This window comes from Stenotrophomonas sp. AC248 (assembly GCF_979258185.1).
In genome coordinates, this window is sequence record NZ_OZ409840.1 from 1,543,755 (window position 1) to 1,561,372 (window position 17,618).

The 17,618-nt window shown below is 67.8% G+C and carries 15 protein-coding genes and 5 tRNA genes; 18 read left to right on the top strand and 2 right to left on the bottom strand.

Annotated features, from left to right (window positions below; translation table 11 throughout):
* Window positions 1-36: 36 nt before the first annotated feature.
* The 11 genes from ACZ0AE_RS07010 to ACZ0AE_RS07060 all read left to right on the top strand — a co-directional run bounded on the left by ACZ0AE_RS07010 (window position 37) and on the right by ACZ0AE_RS07060 (window position 11,488).
* A tRNA-Val gene (locus tag ACZ0AE_RS07010) sits at window positions 37-111 on the top strand.
* Window positions 112-301: 190 nt separating this feature from the next.
* The gene (locus ACZ0AE_RS07015) at window positions 302-2,704 is read left to right on the top strand and encodes a DNA internalization-related competence protein ComEC/Rec2 (RefSeq protein WP_463600701.1); all 2,403 of its coding nucleotides are present in this window, start codon (window positions 302-304) and stop codon (window positions 2,702-2,704) included.
* A 3-nt stretch (window positions 2,705-2,707) separates the two neighbouring features.
* Window positions 2,708-3,379, top strand: coding sequence for a MotA/TolQ/ExbB proton channel family protein (locus ACZ0AE_RS07020; RefSeq protein WP_038689241.1), 672 nt, complete (start codon window positions 2,708-2,710; stop codon window positions 3,377-3,379).
* A gap of 3 nt (window positions 3,380-3,382) precedes the next feature.
* A complete protein-coding gene (locus ACZ0AE_RS07025) occupies window positions 3,383-3,805 on the top strand; it encodes an ExbD/TolR family protein (RefSeq protein ID WP_038689239.1) in 423 nt (140 codons plus the stop codon).
* Window positions 3,802-5,550 carry a lipid A export permease/ATP-binding protein MsbA gene (gene msbA, locus ACZ0AE_RS07030; RefSeq protein ID WP_448133369.1) on the top strand — a complete coding sequence of 583 codons (1,749 nt, stop codon included), beginning with the start codon at window positions 3,802-3,804 and terminating at the stop codon, window positions 5,548-5,550. The genes ACZ0AE_RS07025 and msbA overlap by 4 nt, the downstream gene beginning before the upstream one ends.
* Window positions 5,550-6,572: a tetraacyldisaccharide 4'-kinase gene (lpxK, locus tag ACZ0AE_RS07035; RefSeq protein WP_038689235.1), complete on the top strand. Its 1,023-nt coding sequence runs from the start codon at window positions 5,550-5,552 to the stop codon at window positions 6,570-6,572. The genes msbA and lpxK overlap by 1 nt, the downstream gene beginning before the upstream one ends.
* Window positions 6,573-6,621: 49 nt before the next feature.
* Window positions 6,622-7,395 carry a 3-deoxy-manno-octulosonate cytidylyltransferase gene (gene kdsB / locus ACZ0AE_RS07040; RefSeq protein WP_463600702.1) on the top strand — a complete coding sequence of 258 codons (774 nt, stop codon included), beginning with the start codon at window positions 6,622-6,624 and terminating at the stop codon, window positions 7,393-7,395.
* Window positions 7,396-7,473: 78 nt separating this feature from the next.
* Complete coding sequence (locus ACZ0AE_RS07045) at window positions 7,474-8,889, top strand: nhl repeat protein (protein WP_038689231.1); 1,416 nt, start codon at window positions 7,474-7,476, stop codon at window positions 8,887-8,889.
* Window positions 8,886-10,733, top strand: coding sequence for an excinuclease ABC subunit UvrC (gene uvrC / locus ACZ0AE_RS07050; RefSeq protein WP_038689230.1), 1,848 nt, complete (start codon window positions 8,886-8,888; stop codon window positions 10,731-10,733). Before ACZ0AE_RS07045 ends, uvrC begins: the two co-directional genes overlap by 4 nt.
* A gap of 9 nt (window positions 10,734-10,742) precedes the next feature.
* Entirely contained in the window at window positions 10,743-11,366 is a 624-nt protein-coding gene (gene pgsA, locus ACZ0AE_RS07055) for a CDP-diacylglycerol--glycerol-3-phosphate 3-phosphatidyltransferase (RefSeq protein ID WP_128095903.1), read from the top strand.
* A gap of 46 nt (window positions 11,367-11,412) precedes the next feature.
* Window positions 11,413-11,488: transfer RNA gene (locus ACZ0AE_RS07060), tRNA-Gly, on the top strand.
* Window positions 11,489-11,578: 90 nt separating this feature from the next.
* Here the strand turns inward: ACZ0AE_RS07060 and ACZ0AE_RS07065 are convergent.
* On the bottom strand, window positions 11,579-11,926 hold the full coding sequence (locus tag ACZ0AE_RS07065; protein ID WP_463600703.1) for a hypothetical protein: 348 nt from the start codon (window positions 11,924-11,926) through the stop codon (window positions 11,579-11,581).
* A 169-nt stretch (window positions 11,927-12,095) separates the two neighbouring features.
* Here ACZ0AE_RS07065 and ACZ0AE_RS07070 point away from each other — a divergent pair, with 169 nt between their 5' ends.
* Window positions 12,096-13,208: an NAD(P)/FAD-dependent oxidoreductase gene (locus ACZ0AE_RS07070; protein ID WP_463600704.1), complete on the top strand. Its 1,113-nt coding sequence runs from the start codon at window positions 12,096-12,098 to the stop codon at window positions 13,206-13,208.
* A gap of 56 nt (window positions 13,209-13,264) precedes the next feature.
* Here ACZ0AE_RS07070 and ACZ0AE_RS07075 read toward each other — a convergent pair whose 3' ends face one another.
* Window positions 13,265-15,553 (bottom strand): hypothetical protein, encoded by a 2,289-nt coding sequence (locus ACZ0AE_RS07075; RefSeq protein ID WP_463600705.1) that lies wholly within the window; start codon window positions 15,551-15,553, stop codon window positions 13,265-13,267.
* Window positions 15,554-15,811: 258 nt separating this feature from the next.
* Here ACZ0AE_RS07075 and ACZ0AE_RS07080 point away from each other — a divergent pair.
* From ACZ0AE_RS07080 to ACZ0AE_RS07105, 6 genes are all read left to right on the top strand, one after another.
* Window positions 15,812-15,887, top strand: a tRNA-Gly gene (locus ACZ0AE_RS07080).
* Window positions 15,888-16,033: 146 nt separating this feature from the next.
* A tRNA-Gly gene (locus ACZ0AE_RS07085) sits at window positions 16,034-16,109 on the top strand.
* Between the two features lie 73 nt (window positions 16,110-16,182).
* Window positions 16,183-16,256: transfer RNA gene (locus ACZ0AE_RS07090), tRNA-Cys, on the top strand.
* A 135-nt stretch (window positions 16,257-16,391) separates the two neighbouring features.
* Window positions 16,392-16,841, top strand: coding sequence for a BLUF domain-containing protein (locus ACZ0AE_RS07095; protein WP_463600706.1), 450 nt, complete (start codon window positions 16,392-16,394; stop codon window positions 16,839-16,841).
* Between the two features lie 84 nt (window positions 16,842-16,925).
* Complete coding sequence (locus ACZ0AE_RS07100; RefSeq protein ID WP_463600707.1) at window positions 16,926-17,147, top strand: hypothetical protein; 222 nt, start codon at window positions 16,926-16,928, stop codon at window positions 17,145-17,147.
* Window positions 17,148-17,377: 230 nt separating this feature from the next.
* Window positions 17,378-17,614: a hypothetical protein gene (locus ACZ0AE_RS07105; RefSeq protein WP_038689216.1), complete on the top strand. Its 237-nt coding sequence runs from the start codon at window positions 17,378-17,380 to the stop codon at window positions 17,612-17,614.
* Window positions 17,615-17,618: the final 4 nt, after the last annotated feature.

The following is a 17,618-nucleotide window of genomic DNA, read 5'->3' on the forward strand; positions in this document are numbered from 1 at the left end:
CACCGACGCATTCGCAGCGGCGCAGGAGCAGCAAACGGGCGGTTAGCTCAGCGGTAGAGCACTACCTTGACATGGTAGGGGTCACAGGTTCGAACCCTGTACCGCCCACCACTCCAGTCGCAGAGACTGCAGTGGGACCCACAGAAAAGCCGACCATCAGGTCGGCTTTTTCGTTTGGGTCGGCGTTGGTCGGGTCGCCATGGCGGCACCCGCGACATTCACCGACATCCAGACGACGGCCTGCCCGATAGCGCAGGTATCCGGCCCGGCCCAGCATCGGGTTTTGTGCCCGGAGCGTTGCATGGTCATCGCGGCAGGCCGTGACGGTGTGCCAGCGGCGGTTCCACTTCCCCTGTTCGGCAAGGCGTGCGCTGCGGCGCTGCTGGTGGGCGTGTGCGTCATTGTCTTTGCGCCGCAGCTGCTGCCGCGTGGGCTGGGGATGGTGGCCGTCGGTGTCGGTCTGCTGGTGTGGTGCTGGCCCTCGCGATGGCGTTGGCTGGGCGCGGCGCTGCTTGGAGTGGGCTGCGCCTGCCTGCACGGGCACACGGCGCTTGCGCGGCAGCTGCCTGCCGCGGCGGCGGGGATCGATCACGTGTTGCAGGGCCGGGTGATCAGCCTGCCCGAGCACGGTGGGCGCAGCAGCCGGTTCCTGTTTCGCGTCGACGACGATCCGGCGCTACCGGTTGAGGTGCGCGACCGCGTGTTCGCGATGGGGTGGCATGCCCGGTCCGACAGCAGCGAGGATCCGCGTCGGCGCGTGCAGGCGGGGGCGCGCTGGAGGCTGCATGCACGGCTGCGCCCGCCACGGGGGCTGCGCAATCCCGGTGGCTTCGATGCAGAACGCCACGCCCTGTTGCAGGGGGTGGCAGGGTCCGGACAGGTCCGTGAACCGGACAGCGCCCGTTTACTGGCGCCCGGCAGCGGGGTGCCCGCCTGGCGTGAACGCATGGCGGCGGGCATCGCCGCCCAGGTAACGGGGGGCGGCGCGCGTTTCGTGCAGGCCCTGGCGCTGGGCGATACCCGGGCGCTCACCCAGGCCGACTGGGACGACCTGCGCGCACTGGGGCTGACCCACCTCATCGCGATCTCCGGCTTCCACGTCGGGCTTGTCGCCGGGTTTGCGGCGTGGCTGGCCGGCTGCGCCTGGCGCGTGTGGCCGCCGCTGGGGCGGTGTTGGCCTCGCCCGTTGGGGATGGCCGTTGCCGCCGTCTCCGGGGCGGCGCTGTACGCCGCGGTGGCGGGCTTTGCGCTGCCGACCGTGCGCACCGTGCTGATGATTGCCGTGCTGGCCGCCGCCCGCTGCAGCCGGCGCCGGGTGACGGTCGGCCAGGCCCTGGCGCTGGCCGCACTGGCGGTGTTGCTGGTGGATCCCCTGGCCGTGCTGGCGCCCGGCTTCTGGCTCAGCTTCGCCGGGGTGCTGTGGCTGGTGTGGTGCCTGCCGGGGCGCGATCCGCGTTGGCTGCGCACCTTCCTGGCGGCGCAGGGCGTGGCCACGCTGGCGCTGCTGCCGCTCACCGTGGCGCTGTTCGGCCAGGCCTCGCGTGCCGGGCCGCTGGTCAACCTGCTGGCGATTCCCTGGTGGAGCCTGGTGGTGGTGCCGCTGGCGCTGCTGGGCACTGCACTGGAAGCGTTGGTGGAGGGGGCAGGGCGCTGGCCCTGGCAGCTGGCCGCGTGGTGTTTCGAGGCCAGCTGGTGGCTGCTCGGCTACGCCGCCCGCAGCCCGCTGGCGCTGTGGTGGCTGCCGCAGGCCCGCGACGCGGCGCTGCCGGCGGCGGTGCTCGGGGTTGCGTGGCTGCTGCTGCCACGCGGTAGCGGTGGGCGTCTGCCGGCGGTCCTGCTGTGCCTGCCGCTGCTGTGGCCGGCCCAGTCGCGGCCAGGCGACGGTGAGGTGGAGTTGCTGGTGATGGATGTGGGGCAGGGCATGTCCATATGGGTGCGGACCCGCACCCACCGGTTGTTGTACGACACCGGCCCCGCTGCGACGGGCGGGTTCGACGCGGGCGAGCGGATCGTCGTGCCCACTCTGCACGCGTTGGGCGAGGGTCGGCTGGATCGCCTCGTGCTCAGCCATGGCGACCGCGACCACGCCGGCGGCGTTGCGGCGGTCAAGCGTGGCTTCCCGCGCGCACCGTTGCTGGCGCCGCAGGGTGCGTTGCCAGGCATCGATGCGCCCTGCCATGCAGGGCAGTCCTGGCGCTGGGACGGGGTCGACTTCCAGTTCCTGCACCCCCGCCCGGGCGCCCCGTACCAGGGCAACGAAAGCAGCTGCGTGCTGCGTATCGTGACCGCGCAGGGCGCGATCCTGCTGGCCGGCGATATCGGTGCGCGCAGCGAGACGGAGCTGCTGCAGGCCGCGTCCACGCTGCGGGCCGAGCTGGTGGTGGTGCCGCATCATGGCAGTGACGGCTCCTCCAGTGCTCCCTGGGTGGCCGCGGTGGCGCCCCGGCTGGCGATCGTCTCGGCCGGGCACGGCAACCGCTTCCGGCACCCGCGGCCAGCGGTGGTCGCGCGCTGGCAAGGCGCCGGAGCCGAAGTGCTGAACACCGCCGACAGTGGCGCGCTGCGCGCCTGGCTCGGGCGTGAAGGCCTGCACGTGCGTGAACAGCGGGTTTTTCAGCCGCGTTGGTGGGATGCCGCGGAGCGGGCGCGGTCGGCTGCTATCCTATCGGCGGTCAAACAAGCGGCTGATGGGCCGGAGGGTTGAAACGTGTGGGAACTGGTCAAGGCCGGTGGCTGGCCGATGGTGCCGCTGCTGCTGTTGGGCGTACTGGCTTTGGCAATTGTCCTGGAGCGTTTCTGGACCTTGCGGCGTAACGAGGTCCTGCCCCCCGGGCTGGGCCAGGAAGTGCGCAACTGGGCCGCGCGCGGCAAACTCGACCCCAGCCACATCCAGTCGCTGCGCGCCAACTCGCCGCTGGGTGCGCTGCTGGCCGTGGCGCTGGAAGCGCGCAACCGCCCGCGCGACCAGATCCGCGAGCGCATCGAGGATGCCGGTCGGCACCTGGTGCACCGCATGGAGCGTTTCCTGAACGCCCTGGGCACGATCGCCTCGGCCGGCCCGCTGCTGGGCCTGCTGGGCACCGTGGTGGGCATGATCCAGATGTTCCTGGGCATCCTCGACCACGGCGTGGGCGACGTGAACCAGCTTGCCGGCGGTATCGGCAAGGCGCTGGTGTGCACCGCCACCGGCATGATCGTGGCGATTCCGGCGCTGATGTTCCATCGCTACTTCAAGGGCCGCATCGGCGGTTACGTGATCGAGATGGAGCAGGAAGCCAGCGCGCTGCTGGATGCGCTGGACGGTCGCCCCGGGGTGATGAACACCGGCGCCCGTGCGCAGAGCGCCGCGCCGGCCGCACCCGTTACGGCCAAGGGCTGACGGATGCGTATTCGCAATGACCGGGTCCAGGACGAGCCGCATATCGATCTGGTACCCCTGATCGACGTGATCCTCGTGCTGATCATCTTCTTCGTGGTCACCACCACCTTCGACGCGCGCTCGACCCTGCAACTGCAGCTGCCGACCGCCAGCCAGCAGGACAACAGCGAGCCGCCGCGTTCGCTCAGCGTGCTGGTCAACGCCGAAGGGCGCTACTTCATCAACGACCAGGAAGTGCTGCGTACCGACGTGGAGGCGGTCAAACAGACCATCGCCGCGGTGGCTGGCAGCGACCGTGAACAGACCGTGCTGCTGCGCGCCGATGCGCGCACGCCTTACCAGGCCGTTGTCACTGCCCAGGATGCCCTGGGCCAGCTCGGCTTCCGCCGCATCGCCATCGCTACTGCGCCGGAGGTGCATCCATGAGTAAACAACACGCCCCGATCTGGCCGATCTACAAGCGCCTGCTCGGCTATACCCGCGCCTACTGGACCTTCATGGTGGCCGCGGTGATCGCCATGGTCGTCGAAGCGCTTGCCGGCTACCACTTCACCAAGCTGATGGAGCCGCTGGTCAACCGCGGCTTCGTCAACCCCGAGCCGCGCATGGCGGTGATCCTGCCGCTGACCATCCTCGGCCTGTTCATGATGCGCAGCCTGGCCACGCTGGTCAGCGACTACGCGCTGGCCCGCACCGGTCGCAGCGTGGTGCGTGATCTGCGCGAACAGGTGCTGGAAAAGTACCTGCACCTGCCGTCCTCGCACTTTGACAGCGAGGCGACGCCGGTGATGGTCAGCCGCCTCAACTACGACACCGAACAGGTCACCCAGGCCAGCGCCGACGCGCTCAAGACACTGGTGGCCGACACCCTGACCATCATCGCGATGCTGGTGGTGATGCTGCAGATGAGCGTCAAGGTCACCGTGGCGATGCTGGTGGTGGTGCCGCTGATCGGCGTGATCGTGTCGTTCGTGGGCAAGCGCTACCGCCGCATCAGCCGTGGCATCCAGGACGGCATGGGCAGCATGGCGCAGACCGCCGAGCAGTCGCTGGCCGCGCAGCAGGAAGTGAAGGTGCATGGCACCCAGGCGCATGAAATCTCGCGCTATGCCCGCCTGGCCAACCGCATGCTCGGCCTCAACATGAAGGTGGAGACCACCCGTGCACTGGCGTCCAGCACGGTGCAGTTCCTGGCCGCGCTGGCGCTGGCGGTGATCGTATGGGTGTCCACCCGCGAAGCTCTGGCCGGCAAGCTCAACGCAGGCCAGTTCATGGGCCTGATGACCTCGATGATGGCTATCATTCCCTCGCTGCGCCGGTTGACCAGCGTGCAGACCTCGATCTCGCGTGGCGTGGCTGCCGCCGAGCGCCTGTTCGGCATCCTCGACCTGCCGGTCGAGCGTGACGAGGGCATCCAGAAGATCGGCCGTGCGCGTGGCGAGCTCGCCTTCGAGCACGTGATGCTGCGCTACCGTGAAGACACCGGCATCGCCCTGGATGACATCAGCTTTGTCGCCAAGCCGGGCACGGTCACCGCGATCGTCGGGCGCTCCGGCAGCGGCAAGACCAGCCTGATCCGGCTGGTGCCGCGCTTCTACGAACCCAACGGGGGCCGCATCACCCTGGACGGCGTTTCGCTGGAGGACTACCCGCTGGCCGACCTGCGCCGCCAGGTGGCGATGGTGGGGCAGAAGGTGATGCTGTTCGACGACAGCGTGGGCGCCAACATCGCCTACGGCATGGACGCCAGCGAAGAGCAGATCCGCGCCGCCGCCGAAGCGGCCAATGCCTGGGAGTTCATCGAGCGCATGCCGCAACAGCTGCAGACGCCGGTGGGCGAAAACGGCGCGCTGCTGTCCGGCGGCCAGCGTCAGCGCCTGGCGATCGCACGCGCGATCCTGCGCGATGCACCGATCCTGATCCTGGACGAAGCCACCGCCGCACTCGACAACGAATCCGAACGCCTGGTCCAGGACGCGTTGCAGCGCCTGATGCCCGAGCGCACCACGCTGGTGATCGCACACCGCCTGTCCACCATCGAACACGCCGACCAGGTGCTGGTCATGGACCACGGCCGCATCGTCGAGCGGGGTACCCACCACGAGCTGCTGGCCCTCGGCGGGCTGTACGAGCACCTGCACAAGATGCAGTTCCGCGAAAGGCAGGCCTGATGGCGGCCAAGGGCACCCGCACGCCGTCGTACTGGTATGACGGCAGCGCCATTCCGTTGCCGGCGCGGCTGCTTGCGCCGTTGTACGGCGGCGCCATTGCGCTGCGCAGGCTGCTGTATCGGCGGGGCTGGCTGAAACGCCACGCGCTGCCGGTGCCGGTGGTGGTGGTGGGCAATGTCACGGCCGGTGGCACCGGCAAGACCCCGCTGACCATCGCGCTGGTCAAGCGCCTGCGTGACGCCGGCTGGAAGCCCGGCGTGGCCAGTCGCGGTTACGGCCGCGACGAGCCGGGCACGGCGCGCTGGGTGGAGGCCACCACGTCCACCGCCATCGGCGGCGACGAACCGGTGCTGATCGCGTGGAAGACCGGCGTGCCGGTCCGCGTGGATGCCGATCGCCTGGCCGCCGGCAAGGCGCTGGTCGAGGCCGGCTGCGACATCATCGTCTGCGACGACGGCCTGCAGCATTACCGGCTGGCCCGCGATATCGAGATCGAAGTGGTCGACGCGCAGCGTCGCTACGGCAACGGGCGGATGATCCCCGCCGGCCCATTGCGCGAGCCGGTCAGCCGCGCCAACGACTGCGATTTCCGTGTGGTCAACATGGGCCAGGCCAGTGATGGCGTTGGCGCGCAACCGGCGTGCGGCTTCGGCGAATGGCCGATGCAGCTGCATATCGACAGTGCCCAACCGCTCAGCGGTGGCCGCCCGCGCACGCTGGCGCATTTCCGTGGCCAGCGCGTGCATGCGGTGGCCGGCATTGCGCACCCGCAGCGCTTTTTCGACATGCTGCGCGCGCAGGGCATCGGCGTGGTGCCGCACGCGTTCCCCGATCATCACGCCTACCAGGCCGCCGACCTACGGTTTGGCAGCGAACTGCCCGTATTGATGACCGAAAAGGATGCGGTGAAGTGCAAGGTGTTTGCCAACGAGTGGCATTTCGCCGTGCCGCTGGCGGCCGATCTGCCCGCCGCGTTCTGGGTGAACCTGCTCGACCGCGTCGACAAGCTGGGCAAGCGCTGAGCGTGGTGCCCGTCGTCTCGAGTCCCCTGACATTTTCGTGAGTCCGCACATGAGCCAGCCCCTCGATTTCGTTGTCGCCATTCCGGCCCGTTACGCGGCCTCGCGCCTGCCCGGCAAACCGCTGCGCCTGTTGGGTGGCCAGCCGCTGGTGCTGCACGTGGCCGAGCGTGCGCTGCTGGCCGGTGCGCGCGAGGTGTGGGTGGCCACCGACGACGCCCGCATTGCCGATGCGCTGCAGGGCCTGTCCAGCGTGCGCGTGGCGATGACCTCGGCCGACCACGCCTCCGGCACCGACCGCCTGGCCGAATGTGCCGTACAGGCCGGTTGGAGCGACGACACGGTAGTGGTGAACCTGCAGGGGGACGAGCCGTTCGCCCCGGCCGAAGGCATTCGCGCGGTGGCCGAAGCGCTGGTCTACAGCGGGGCGGAGATGTCCACCCTGGCCACCCCGGTGGAAGACGCTGAGACGCTGTTCGACCCCAACGCGGTCAAGGTGGTGCGCCGGCAGAACCTGGATGCGCTGTACTTCAGCCGCGCGCCGATTCCGTGGCATCGCGACGCCTTCGCGCGCTCCCGCGACACCCTGGCCGGGCCGCACTGGCTGCGTCACATCGGCATCTACGGCTATCGTGCCGGCTTCCTGCGCCAGTTCGCGGCGTTGCCGCCGGGCACGCTGGAGCAGCTGGAGTCGCTGGAGCAGCTGCGCGCGCTGGAAGCGGGCCATCGCATCAGCGTGGCGCTGACCCCGGCCGAATTCCCGCCGGGCATCGACACCCCGGAAGACCTGGCCCGGGCCGAAGCCTGGCTGGCGGCGCAGGGCTGACCGGCCGGCGTGTGCGGGCCGCCGTCGGATTGACGCGGCACGACGATTGCATGACGCCGACTCCGGCATAATCGGGGCATGAACGTACAGCCCGTCCAGGACCTGCCCGAATTTGCCACGTGGCTCAACGCCACGCCCACCACCCTGACCGAACTGCGTGGGCGGCCGGTGGTGCTGGCCTTCGTCAACGCCGCCTCGGTGTGGTGCGCGCAGCGGTTGGCCGAGTTGGCGCAATGGCAGTCGCGCAACCCGGGCAAGCTGCAGCTGCTGATCCTGCAGGTGCCTCGCTTCGACTGCGAACGCGACCCCGCGCAGGCGCTCAAGCTGCTGCGCCGGCAGGGCCTGAGTGGCCCGGCGCTGCTCGACGCGGACTGGGATGGCTGGCGCCGCTTCGGCGTGACGGCTTGGCCGACGCTGGTCCTGCTGGATGCGCAGGGACGCGAGCGTGATCGCCTGGTCGGGTTCGGCGGCGAGCTGGAACGCGCGCTCAACGCGCTGTGCGAGGGCGGCGCCCGACCGGTCGACGGTGACATGGCGCTGGTACGCGAACTGAACCCCGAGCCGCGCCTGCCGCTGTCCTTCCCGACCGGGCTGGTGGCCACCACCGAGCGCCTGTACATCGCCGACAGCGGCCACCACCGCGTGCTGGAATGCAGCCACGGCGGGCGTGTGCTGCGCCAGTTCGGGCTGGGCACCGCCGATTTCATGGACGGCGGGCCGGCCGAGGCCGCCTTCAACCGTCCCCAGGGCCTGGCCCTGGAGCGCGAGTCGCTGTACGTGGCCGACACCGGCAACCATGCCCTGCGCCGCATCCACCTGCTGACCGGCCAGGTCGACACGCTGTGCGGCACCGGCCGCCCGGGCGAGCCGATCGAGGGGCCGGTGGCGCAGCCACGCCAGACCGCGCTCAACCACCCGCAGGGGCTGGCGGTGGCCGACAACCAGATCCACATCGCCATGGCCGGCGACAACCGCATCTGGACCTACCACCTGGGCCAGCGCAGCCTGCACTGGCGCGCCGGCTCGGGCGCCATCGACGAGCGCGACGGCAGCGGCCACCTGGCCGCGTTCGCACAGCCGACATCGCTGGCGGCCGTGCAGCAGGTGCTGTACGTCTGCGATGCGCTGGGGTCCTCGATCCGCGCCATGCAGCTGCGCGGCGACCTGGTGCAGACGCTGGTCGGGCAGGGCCTGTGGTCGTTCGGCGAGCAGGATGGCCCGCGTACGATCGCCCAGTTGCAGCATCCGCAGGCCATCGCGCTCAGTCCGGATGCGCCGTTGCTGTGGATCGCCGATGCCGGCAATGGCCGCCTGCGCACGCTGCGCCTGGGCGGCGGTGAACTGAGCACGCTGGAACTGCCGCGTCGTCTGCACGGCCCGGCCGGGCTGGCGCTGGGTGGCGGGGCGGTGTGGATCGCCGAGACCGACGCCCATGCCGTGCTGCGTTTCGACCCTGTCAGTGGCGTATTGAGCGAAGTCCCGATCAGCGAATGACTGTTTCCACCGCACCCGCCTTCGATGGCAAGGCATTCGCGGCCCACCTGAGTACCGCGCCCGGCGTTTACCGCATGTACGCCGCCGACGACAGCCTGCTGTATGTCGGCAAGGCACGCGCGCTGCGCAACCGGGTGGGCAGCTACTTCAACGGCACGCCCAAGACCACCCGGATCATGTCGATGCTGTCGCAGGTTGCGCGCATGGACGTGACCGTGACCCGCTCGGAGGCTGAAGCGCTGCTGCTGGAAAACCAGCTGATCAAGTCGCTGTCGCCGCGCTACAACGTGTCCCTGCGCGACGACAAGACCTACCCGCACGTCCTGCTCACCCGCGAAGACTGGCCGCGCATCGCGCTGCATCGCGGACCGCGCGCGGTGCCGGGCCGCTACTACGGCCCGTATCCGGGCGTGACCGCCGTGCGCGACACGCTCAACCTCATGCACAAGCTGTTCAAGCTGCGCAGCTGCGAGGACAGCGTGTTCCGCAACCGCTCGCGGCCGTGCCTGCAGTACCAGATCGGCCGCTGCAGCGCTCCCTGCGTGGATCTGGTGAGCACGACGGACTATGCCGAATCGGTGCGCCGTGCCTCGATGTTCCTCGAAGGAAAGAGCGACCTCCTCGCGCGCGAACTGGGCACCCAGATGCAGGCGGCCAGCGACGCGCTGGAATTCGAACAGGCCGCGCGGCTGCGCGACCTGGTCACCGCGTTGCGCAGCATGCAGACGCGCCAGTACGTGGACGGTCGCGCCGCTGATCTGGACGTGCTGGCCTGCGCCACCCGCGGGGCCAATGCCTGCGTGATGCTGCTGGCCTTCCGTGACGGACGCAACCTGGGCACGCGCCCGTTCTACCCGCGGACCAACGGCGAAGAGAGCGCCGAAGAAATTCTGGCGGCGTTCGTGTCGCAGTATTACGCCGAGCACTCGCCGCCCCGCGAAATCCTGCTGGACCGCGAAATCCCCGACGCCAGCCTGATCGAGTCCGCGCTCTCGGCCTCGGCCGAGGTCAAGGTGCAGTTGAAGTGGAACGTACGTGGCGAGCGCGCCGGGTATGTCGAACTGGCAAGCCGCAACGCGCAGATCACCCTGGTCAGCGAACTGAGCAGCCGCAGTGCCCAGCATGCGCGCAGCGAAGATCTGCGGCAGATGCTGGGCTTGGCCGAGCAGGTCAAGCGGGTGGAGTGCTTCGACATCAGCCACACCATGGGCGAAGCCACCGTGGCCTCGTGCGTGGTGTTCGATGCCGCCGGCCCGGTACGCAGCCAGTACCGCCGCTTCAACATCAGCGGCATCGAGCCCGGCGATGACTACGCGGCCATGCGCCAGGCGATCGAGCGGCGCTTCCGCCGTGCGGTGGAAGAAGACGGCGTGCTGCCGGACCTGCTGCTGATCGACGGTGGCGCCGGCCAGCTCGGCCAGGCCCAGGCGGCGCTGGCCGACCTGGGCGTGGAAGGGGTGATGCTGGTGGGCGTGGCCAAGGGCGTGGAGCGCCGGGCAGGGCACGAGGCCCTGGTGCTGCCCGATGGCCGCGAGCTGCGCCCCGGGGCGGCCTCGCCGGCCCTGCAGTTCATCCAGCAGGTGCGTGACGAAGCCCACCGTTTCGCCATCACCGGCCACCGCGGGCGCCGCCAGAAGGCCCGCATGACCAGCAAGCTGGAGGATATCGCCGGCATCGGCCCGCGCCGCCGCGCCAGCCTGCTCAAGCATTTCGGCGGCCTGGTCGGCCTGAAAGCGGCCGGCGAAGCCGAAATCGCGAAAGTCGAGGGCATCAATGACGCCCTCGCTGCACGCATCTACGCTAACCTTCATGGACTGCCCGCGCCCGACGCGGCGGGCGAGTAGAGAGATGCGATGAAGTTGACCCTCCCCACCTGGCTCACCCTGCTGCGGATCCTGATGATCCCGGTGCTGGTACTGGTGTTCTACCTTCCCTACAAATGGACCAATTTCGCCTCCGCGGCGATCTTCGGCCTGGCCGCCATCACCGATTGGCTGGATGGCTGGATCGCCCGCCGCTACAACCTGGCATCGGCGTTCGGCGCGTTCCTGGACCCGGTGGCCGACAAGCTGATGGTGGCCGTGGCGCTGTTCCTGATCGTGCAGGGCCATCCGACCGCGTGGATGGCGGTGTGGGCGGCGGTGATCGTCGGCCGCGAAATCGCCGTGTCGGCACTGCGCGAGTGGATGGCCGAGATCGGCCAGCGCGCCAAGGTGCGCGTGGCCCTGATCGGCAAGATCAAGACCACCGCGCAGATGGTGGCGCTGTTGTGCCTGCTGTATTCGGTGGCACCGCATACGCCGATGCAGGACATCTGGATGGGCGTGCAGGTGTTCCACATCGGCGACTGGACGCTGGCCATCGCCTCGATTCTCACGCTGTTCTCGGGCCTGCAGTACCTGCATGCCGCATGGCCGAGCCTGCGTGAAGACGAACGCCTGGCCCGCGAAACCGCCCGTGCGAAAAAGAATGCGTAAGGGCTGTTGACACCTGCGCATTTGGTTGTAGAATTTCGCCTCCCAAGCGGGAATAGCTCAGTTGGTAGAGCGCAACCTTGCCAAGGTTGAGGTCGCGAGTTCGAGTCTCGTTTCCCGCTCCAGATACAGCATCCACCGGCATTTCACCGCGGTGTGAGGCAACGAAAAAAGCGACCTTCGGGTCGCTTTTTTCGTATGCGCGGCGTGCGTCGTCAGCGGCGTTGTCCGATGCGCACATTGCACCAGGTGCGGATGTCATCGCGCTGGAAGCCGGGGCAGGCGTTGTCGATGGGCAGATACACGTAGGCGGCGTCGTCGCGGTGGACGAAGTGGTAGTAGTTCCGGCCGTCCTTGCCGTACAGCCAATAGTTCGACGACCCCTGGTTGATCACGTAGGGCTCGAACGAGAAGATCGACGACTCGGTCGGAAGCGTGTTGCTCCGGTCCGTCAACAGCATCCAGGCGTTGGAACCCAGCTGGGTCGCCATGCAGGCGATGAGCAGGGCCGACAACAATCCGGCCATGCCGAAAAAGATACTGCGCGAGGTGCGGCTGGTCATGGCGCTCTATAAGGGACGGCGTGGTTCGCCGGCGTAACGCGGATTCTCCCATGCGCGCTGGATGGTGAGGCGGACGGGCGGCGCTTCATCCTCGCTTCACCGGCACTTCATTGCCTCCCCCTCCATGCATTCGATCCTGTGCGCCTCGACCGCACAGGACCCCCCGTTGATGGAGACGTCTTCTACCGCCTACGACTGGGACCTTGTCGTCGTTGGTGCCAGCTTCGCCGGCGCGGCCTGCGCGCTCGCCGCCGTCCAGTACGGCCTACGCGTGTGCGTGCTGGAACGCAAGGCCGATCCCGGCGCGCGCCTGCACACCACCGGCATCATCGTCAAAGAGGCCATCGAACAGACGTGGCTGGGCCGGGCGCCGGGTGAGCTGCTGCAGCGGGTAGAGCGGGTGCGGCTGTACGCCCCCAGCCTGCGCAGCGTGCTGCTGGCGGCACCGGGCTACTACTTCATGACCACCGACACGCCGAACCTGCTGCGCTGGCTGGCGGCCGAACTGCGCGCCAATGGGGTCGACCTTCGGCTGCAGCAATCGTTCACCCAGGCACGGCGCGACGGTGACGGCTGGCAGGTGGAGGGGGCAGGGCGCACGCGCTATCTGATCGGTGCCGACGGCGCCACCTCACGCGTTGCGCAGCGCACCGGGCTGGGCCGCGTGCAGGACAATCTGTATGGCGTGGAGCAGGAGTTTGGCGGCGTCCAGCTGGCCGAAGCCGGGGCACTGCACTGCTTTGCCAGCAAGCGCTTCGCCCCGGGGTACATCGGCTGGGCGGCGCAGAATCCGACCGGCGTGCAGGTGGGTCTGGCGCTGCGACACGATGCGGCCCACGCACGGCAGCCCGACCTGGACGGCTTCCTGCAGCATGTGCGCGACGTGGTGGGTCTGCCGGCCGCGGCGGTGCCGACCGCCACGCGCGCCGGGCTGGTGCCGTGTGGCCTGCCGGACGGTCCGATCACCGCGCCCGGGGTGATCCTCACCGGCGACGCGGCGGGCATCGTGTCGCCGCTGTCGGCCGGCGGCATCCATTCGTCCTGGCGGCATGGCTGGGCGATCGGCGATGCCGCCGGCCTGCACCTGCGCGGCAATGGGCCGCCCGCAGAAGTGGTGGCACGCAGAGCGGCGCCCACCTTCCGCCGCAAACGCCTGCTGCGCTGGGCGATGGACCACCTGCAGATGGATTGGCCGCTCAACCTGGTGCTGCAGTCCGGCGCGATGCGACGGGTGGCCGAGCAGGTGTATTTCCATCGGCGCGGGATGCGGGTGGGGGCTTAGTCCTTTGGAAGCCAGGGGATCTGTCATCGGGCGGGCTCTGCATCGCGCCCCAGCCGTCAGCGCGGCAGATACCCGCGATCGCGCCAGTGACGCATCGCGAATGCATCGTCGGTCGCATGGAACGGCGGCGTACCTTCCAGGAGCGCTGCGTTGACCTTCTCCAGGTAGCCGGCGGCGCGATGGAAGAGTCGAACGGCCTCAACCAGCCGCGGGCCGCCCTCTGCATCCAGCGGAATCGCGGCCTGTTCGCTGTCCTCGTCGGCGAGGTGGCGCACGCGAACGCGTTCCTGCCCGTCCTGGCAGCGCTCCAGGTCGTAGTAGAAGCTCTCCATCGTGTGTTCATCGCTATCCCGACAGTAGCGGCTGCGGGAGAAGCGCAGGATCGGATGGTGGACTTCGCCGTCGGCACCGATGCGTTGCTGCCGAAAGGCGGCGTGGAAGCTGCCCACCCAGAGTCCGTTGCGATCACTATCGGTGTAGTCGTCATAGGGGGCGGCAACAGGCAGGGCCAACAGACCTCGCACCCGGTCGGCGGGAATCTGGCACGCGGCCCAGTGCCGATAGGATGCCCACTCCAGGAAAGCTGCCCAGCCCTTGAGGATGAGGGCGGTGTACGCAGGCGTGAAGGTGACGCCGTCCACCGCAACCCAGTCGGCGTCCGGGGTGTCGAGGTTGTCACAGGTGGCTTTCAGCAATACCCAGCCGCGTTGCGGCCTGCGCAGTGACACCACATCCCGCCACGACCAAGGGGCCGTCGCCGGTTCCTGCGTGAAGCTGACCCCGATGTTGCGCGCGATGTCCTGGATCAGGATGGCGCGTCGGGGGATGCGATGCTCTTCTGACAAGTAGGCCATCACGGTCAGGTCGAGTCCGTCGCGCTGAAAACTGTGCAGGCAACTTCCCTCGGGTAGCAGGTCCGGATCGGAGAGGCGGAGGAAGTTCTCGGGACTGACGTTGGCGTCTGCGAACAGCGATGGAATCGTGAACGGCGGATCGGGATGTTCCAGCGCATCCCTGCAGATGACGCTGTGGCCCGCTTCCAGTCGTTCGAGCATGGCGGTCGCATTGAGTGACCACTCCGGTGCCGGCTCTGGTTCCGCCTGCATCACGCAATCGGTGGCAATGATTTTCATCAGTTCATCGCCGTCCAATTCGTCCAGATCATCCACGCGCTTGAGGCAGCTCACCTTGCCGACAAGGTCCATGTGGTAGTCGGTTTGAATCAACAACGCGGCCGTCGTGTCGCCTTCTACATACAGGCACCCATGGTTGTAGTCGCCCCAGTACAGCTCCTCGATCGTGAGGTTGCCGCCGACATGGATCTGCTGGCCGCCTACGATGGCGTTGCGCGCCGTCAGATGACCCAGCACGACCAGGCCGCAGGCCCCATCGGTTTCCAGGCTCCATAGGTGTTGTTCAATGACGACGTTGCCGGTGACCAGGATGAACCAGGGCAGGACAACGTCGGCATCTGGCTGGCGCCAGCGGGCAAGCGGATCGTCCAGGTCCAGGCGGTCAAGATGCAGGTCGCCGTCGATGAGAAGGACGATCTGCTGGTCAGGCCGCAGGGATTCGTCATCGGCGCGATGGAACAGGGAGGTCTCCGGCACCTTGTTGACGACGTCTGCGTAGCCGACCACCTCGAAGGGCCGGTCGGCCGCCAGGGTTTGGCTCACCTGCGCTGGCGTTGGAAACGGCGTGGCCGCAATGGCGTCGCACGAGCGGATGATGGCGCCGAACACCGAAATCCAGTTGCCGACATCGGCGTCGGCCAACGATCCCATGCAATGCCGCAGCGCTTCTGCGACATCCCGATGCGACAACGTGACCGGCGCCGGGCGTACGCCATGGATCACGTCGAAGGCCCAGCCCAGCGGTTCATCGTCTTCGCCGGCCTGGTCCAGAGCGACCGCCCAGTCGAACATGGCCTGGAGCCGACCGTCGGCGATGTCGCCGTAGACCGCGTGCAGCAGATCCACGACGTTGTCCTGTACGTCGAAGGGGGAAGGGATGTCGTGTTGTGCTGCCATGCGCAGTGCCATTTCAACGGCCATCCGGTCGCGCTCTTCCACCACCAACGGCGTCGGCCAGCGTCGGGAGCGGGTAGTGGCCGCATGTATGTCGGTCAACCATGAGGCCGCGTCCCGCGGGCCGGCGTGCCCGCGCATCCACTGGGCTGCGAACTCGGCCATCTCCGACGGATCCTGGATCAAGGGCGACACGATGCGGTCTGTCAACGGGTCATGGCCGAAAAAGTGGCGTTGCCCATCCAGCAGCAGCGACTCGATGTGGCCCATGGCATTGAAGCGCTCAAGGATGGGGGTGTGCGGAGGAAAAAAGGGCATGTTCACGTCCCGGTATGCGAACGCACCAGTGTCCTTGTGCGGTCGCACGCGTGACCATGCAATTTGTTGCAGTCCTCTGTTTCAGGCCTGCGGCGTCCCCGGCTGCCTTGGGCGGGGCAACAACCGTAAATCGAAGCGGCTGCAGGCAGTTGACGGCGTGAAGGAATCCCGACACAATAGCGCTCCTTCGACGCAGGTCGATGGGCCGGCAGCCTCCAGCACTTCACGGTGCGGTGCGGCCGGGGCAAGCGAAAGTCTGCGGGAATAGCTCAGTTGGTAGAGCGCAACCTTGCCAAGGTTGAGGTCGCGAGTTCGAGTCTCGTTTCCCGCTCCACATTTCGACAGGGCCCCCTTGGGGCCTTGTTTTTCTCCGCGGTGGCACGCGGGCATCCTGATCGGCAGCGCCGGCGGGGATGTGAAATAAAGTGTGAAAAGGCTGGTGTGTTACCTGCGGTTTCGGTAAGATACGCGCCTGATTTTGCGGGAATAGCTCAGTTGGTAGAGCGCAACCTTGCCAAGGTTGAGGTCGCGAGTTCGAGTCTCGTTTCCCGCTCCAAATCCTGACCAGGCCCCGTTCTCGGGGTCTTGTTTTATCGGGGTATCATTGCCCGGTAAGCTGTAGGGTCACCGGCCTGGTGGCAGAGTGGTTATGCACCGGACTGCAAATCCGTTGAGATGGGTTCGATTCCCGTCCAGGCCTCCAAATTGATCACGCATAGAGCCCGCGAAAGCGGGCTTTATCGTTTGCCGGGTCGGCTCACATCTGAACGCTTCAGTGACGTGGTTTATCCGCACGGCTGAAAGTGACAGCATCTCCCTTCAATCCAAGGACCCGCCCATGCCCCTTCGCGCGATTGCCTATGTCAGTGAGGCGTCGGCCGGCTTGTCCAGCACCGTTCTGGATGGGTTGGTCGACGATGCCGCCCGCTTCAATACCGTAGCCGGCGTCACCGGCGTGCTGCTGTTTGATGGCGGCCGTTTCCTGCAGTACTTCGAAGGCCCGGAAGACGGCATGGCCGCCGTGCACGAGCGCATCCTGCAGGCACGCAGCCACCATGGCATCGTGGAGCTGAGCCGGGGCCGCGTGCCGCAGCGCTACTTCCCGTTCTGGGGCATGCGCTGGCTGGGGGTAGAGCCGGCCTTGATCCGCCAGCTGTCGGCCGGCGACTGGGCCGGGTTTGCACGCCGCATCAATGAAGGTGCAGCAGTGAGCACGGGCCTGGACCGGCTGCTCGACCTGTTGGCGCACACCTTGCCCGCGCCCCCGGCGATGCCGACAGCGGGGTAAGCCAGCCTGCGGCAGCCGCGCCTTCACCGCGTCGGCACGATCGGTTGACCACGATGCAGGCTGGTTCACTTCCGAGGTCCTGCCATGACACTGGTCCAGCTGTTTGCCGCCACCGGGGCGCCTGGCTCGTTCTGGGCATCACCCAGCAACGTCAACGGCGTGCTCTGGCTGGCGATCGGCCTGGCCGGCATCGGGTTCTCGCTGGTGCTGGCCAAGGCGCTCAAGCGCTTCAATGGCCTGGTGTGGGCGCTGCTTGGCGTGGGGATCGCCATTTGCGGCTACGGGGTCTGGCGGCTGGCGTCCTAGCCGGGCCGCGTAGCGGTTTCTGACATCACCCTGTCAACACTTTCCGCCCATCCTGCCTGGGCGGAACGGGCGCGGCGCATCTGAACCATTCAGCGATGTCCTCGTCAAAGTGCCTCCTGCCGATTGACTTGGTGCGAGGACCGTGCAAATTTTGGGTGAAGCGCAAGTGAACCTGTACCACGCAGGGTGGTAGCTCGTCTCCGATGCAAGGCAAGTCCAAGGGAGGTCGTATGCACTACGACGTACATGACTTGGCAAGTGGCGTGCGCACCGAGCTGGAAGCCAGTTACAGCAAGCATGGCTGCGGCCCGGAATTCTGGACCACCTACCAGCAGGTGCTGGAGCGGTTGGTGCCCAAAGGGCGCAGCCGTACCCAGGTCACCAATGAATTGGCGTTGATCATCGAGCAGTTGGGGATCGTGCGGCGCGCGCAGATGGTGCCGCCACGCAGTACCCGCCTGCGCTGAGTTT

Excerpts from the sequence above, each read along its gene's own strand:
- ACZ0AE_RS07025 (WP_038689239.1), top strand. The coding sequence starts at position 3,383 with ATGCGTATTCGCAATGACCGGGTCCAGGACGAGCCGCATATCGATCTG.
- ACZ0AE_RS07075 (WP_463600705.1), bottom strand. The coding sequence starts at position 15,553 with ATGCCCTTTTTTCCTCCGCACACCCCCATCCTTGAGCGCTTCAATGCC.
- msbA (WP_448133369.1), top strand. The coding sequence starts at position 3,802 with ATGAGTAAACAACACGCCCCGATCTGGCCGATCTACAAGCGCCTGCTC.
- ACZ0AE_RS07095 (WP_463600706.1), top strand. The coding sequence starts at position 16,392 with ATGCCCCTTCGCGCGATTGCCTATGTCAGTGAGGCGTCGGCCGGCTTG.
- kdsB (WP_463600702.1), top strand. The coding sequence starts at position 6,622 with ATGAGCCAGCCCCTCGATTTCGTTGTCGCCATTCCGGCCCGTTACGCG.
- ACZ0AE_RS07045 (WP_038689231.1), top strand. The coding sequence starts at position 7,474 with ATGAACGTACAGCCCGTCCAGGACCTGCCCGAATTTGCCACGTGGCTC.
- uvrC (WP_038689230.1), top strand. The coding sequence starts at position 8,886 with ATGACTGTTTCCACCGCACCCGCCTTCGATGGCAAGGCATTCGCGGCC.
- lpxK (WP_038689235.1), top strand. The coding sequence starts at position 5,550 with ATGGCGGCCAAGGGCACCCGCACGCCGTCGTACTGGTATGACGGCAGC.
- pgsA (WP_128095903.1), top strand. The coding sequence starts at position 10,743 with ATGAAGTTGACCCTCCCCACCTGGCTCACCCTGCTGCGGATCCTGATG.
- ACZ0AE_RS07015 (WP_463600701.1), top strand. The coding sequence starts at position 302 with ATGGTCATCGCGGCAGGCCGTGACGGTGTGCCAGCGGCGGTTCCACTT.
- ACZ0AE_RS07065 (WP_463600703.1), bottom strand. The coding sequence starts at position 11,926 with ATGACCAGCCGCACCTCGCGCAGTATCTTTTTCGGCATGGCCGGATTG.
- ACZ0AE_RS07070 (WP_463600704.1), top strand. The coding sequence starts at position 12,096 with ATGGAGACGTCTTCTACCGCCTACGACTGGGACCTTGTCGTCGTTGGT.
- ACZ0AE_RS07100 (WP_463600707.1), top strand. The coding sequence starts at position 16,926 with ATGACACTGGTCCAGCTGTTTGCCGCCACCGGGGCGCCTGGCTCGTTC.
- ACZ0AE_RS07105 (WP_038689216.1), top strand. The coding sequence starts at position 17,378 with ATGCACTACGACGTACATGACTTGGCAAGTGGCGTGCGCACCGAGCTG.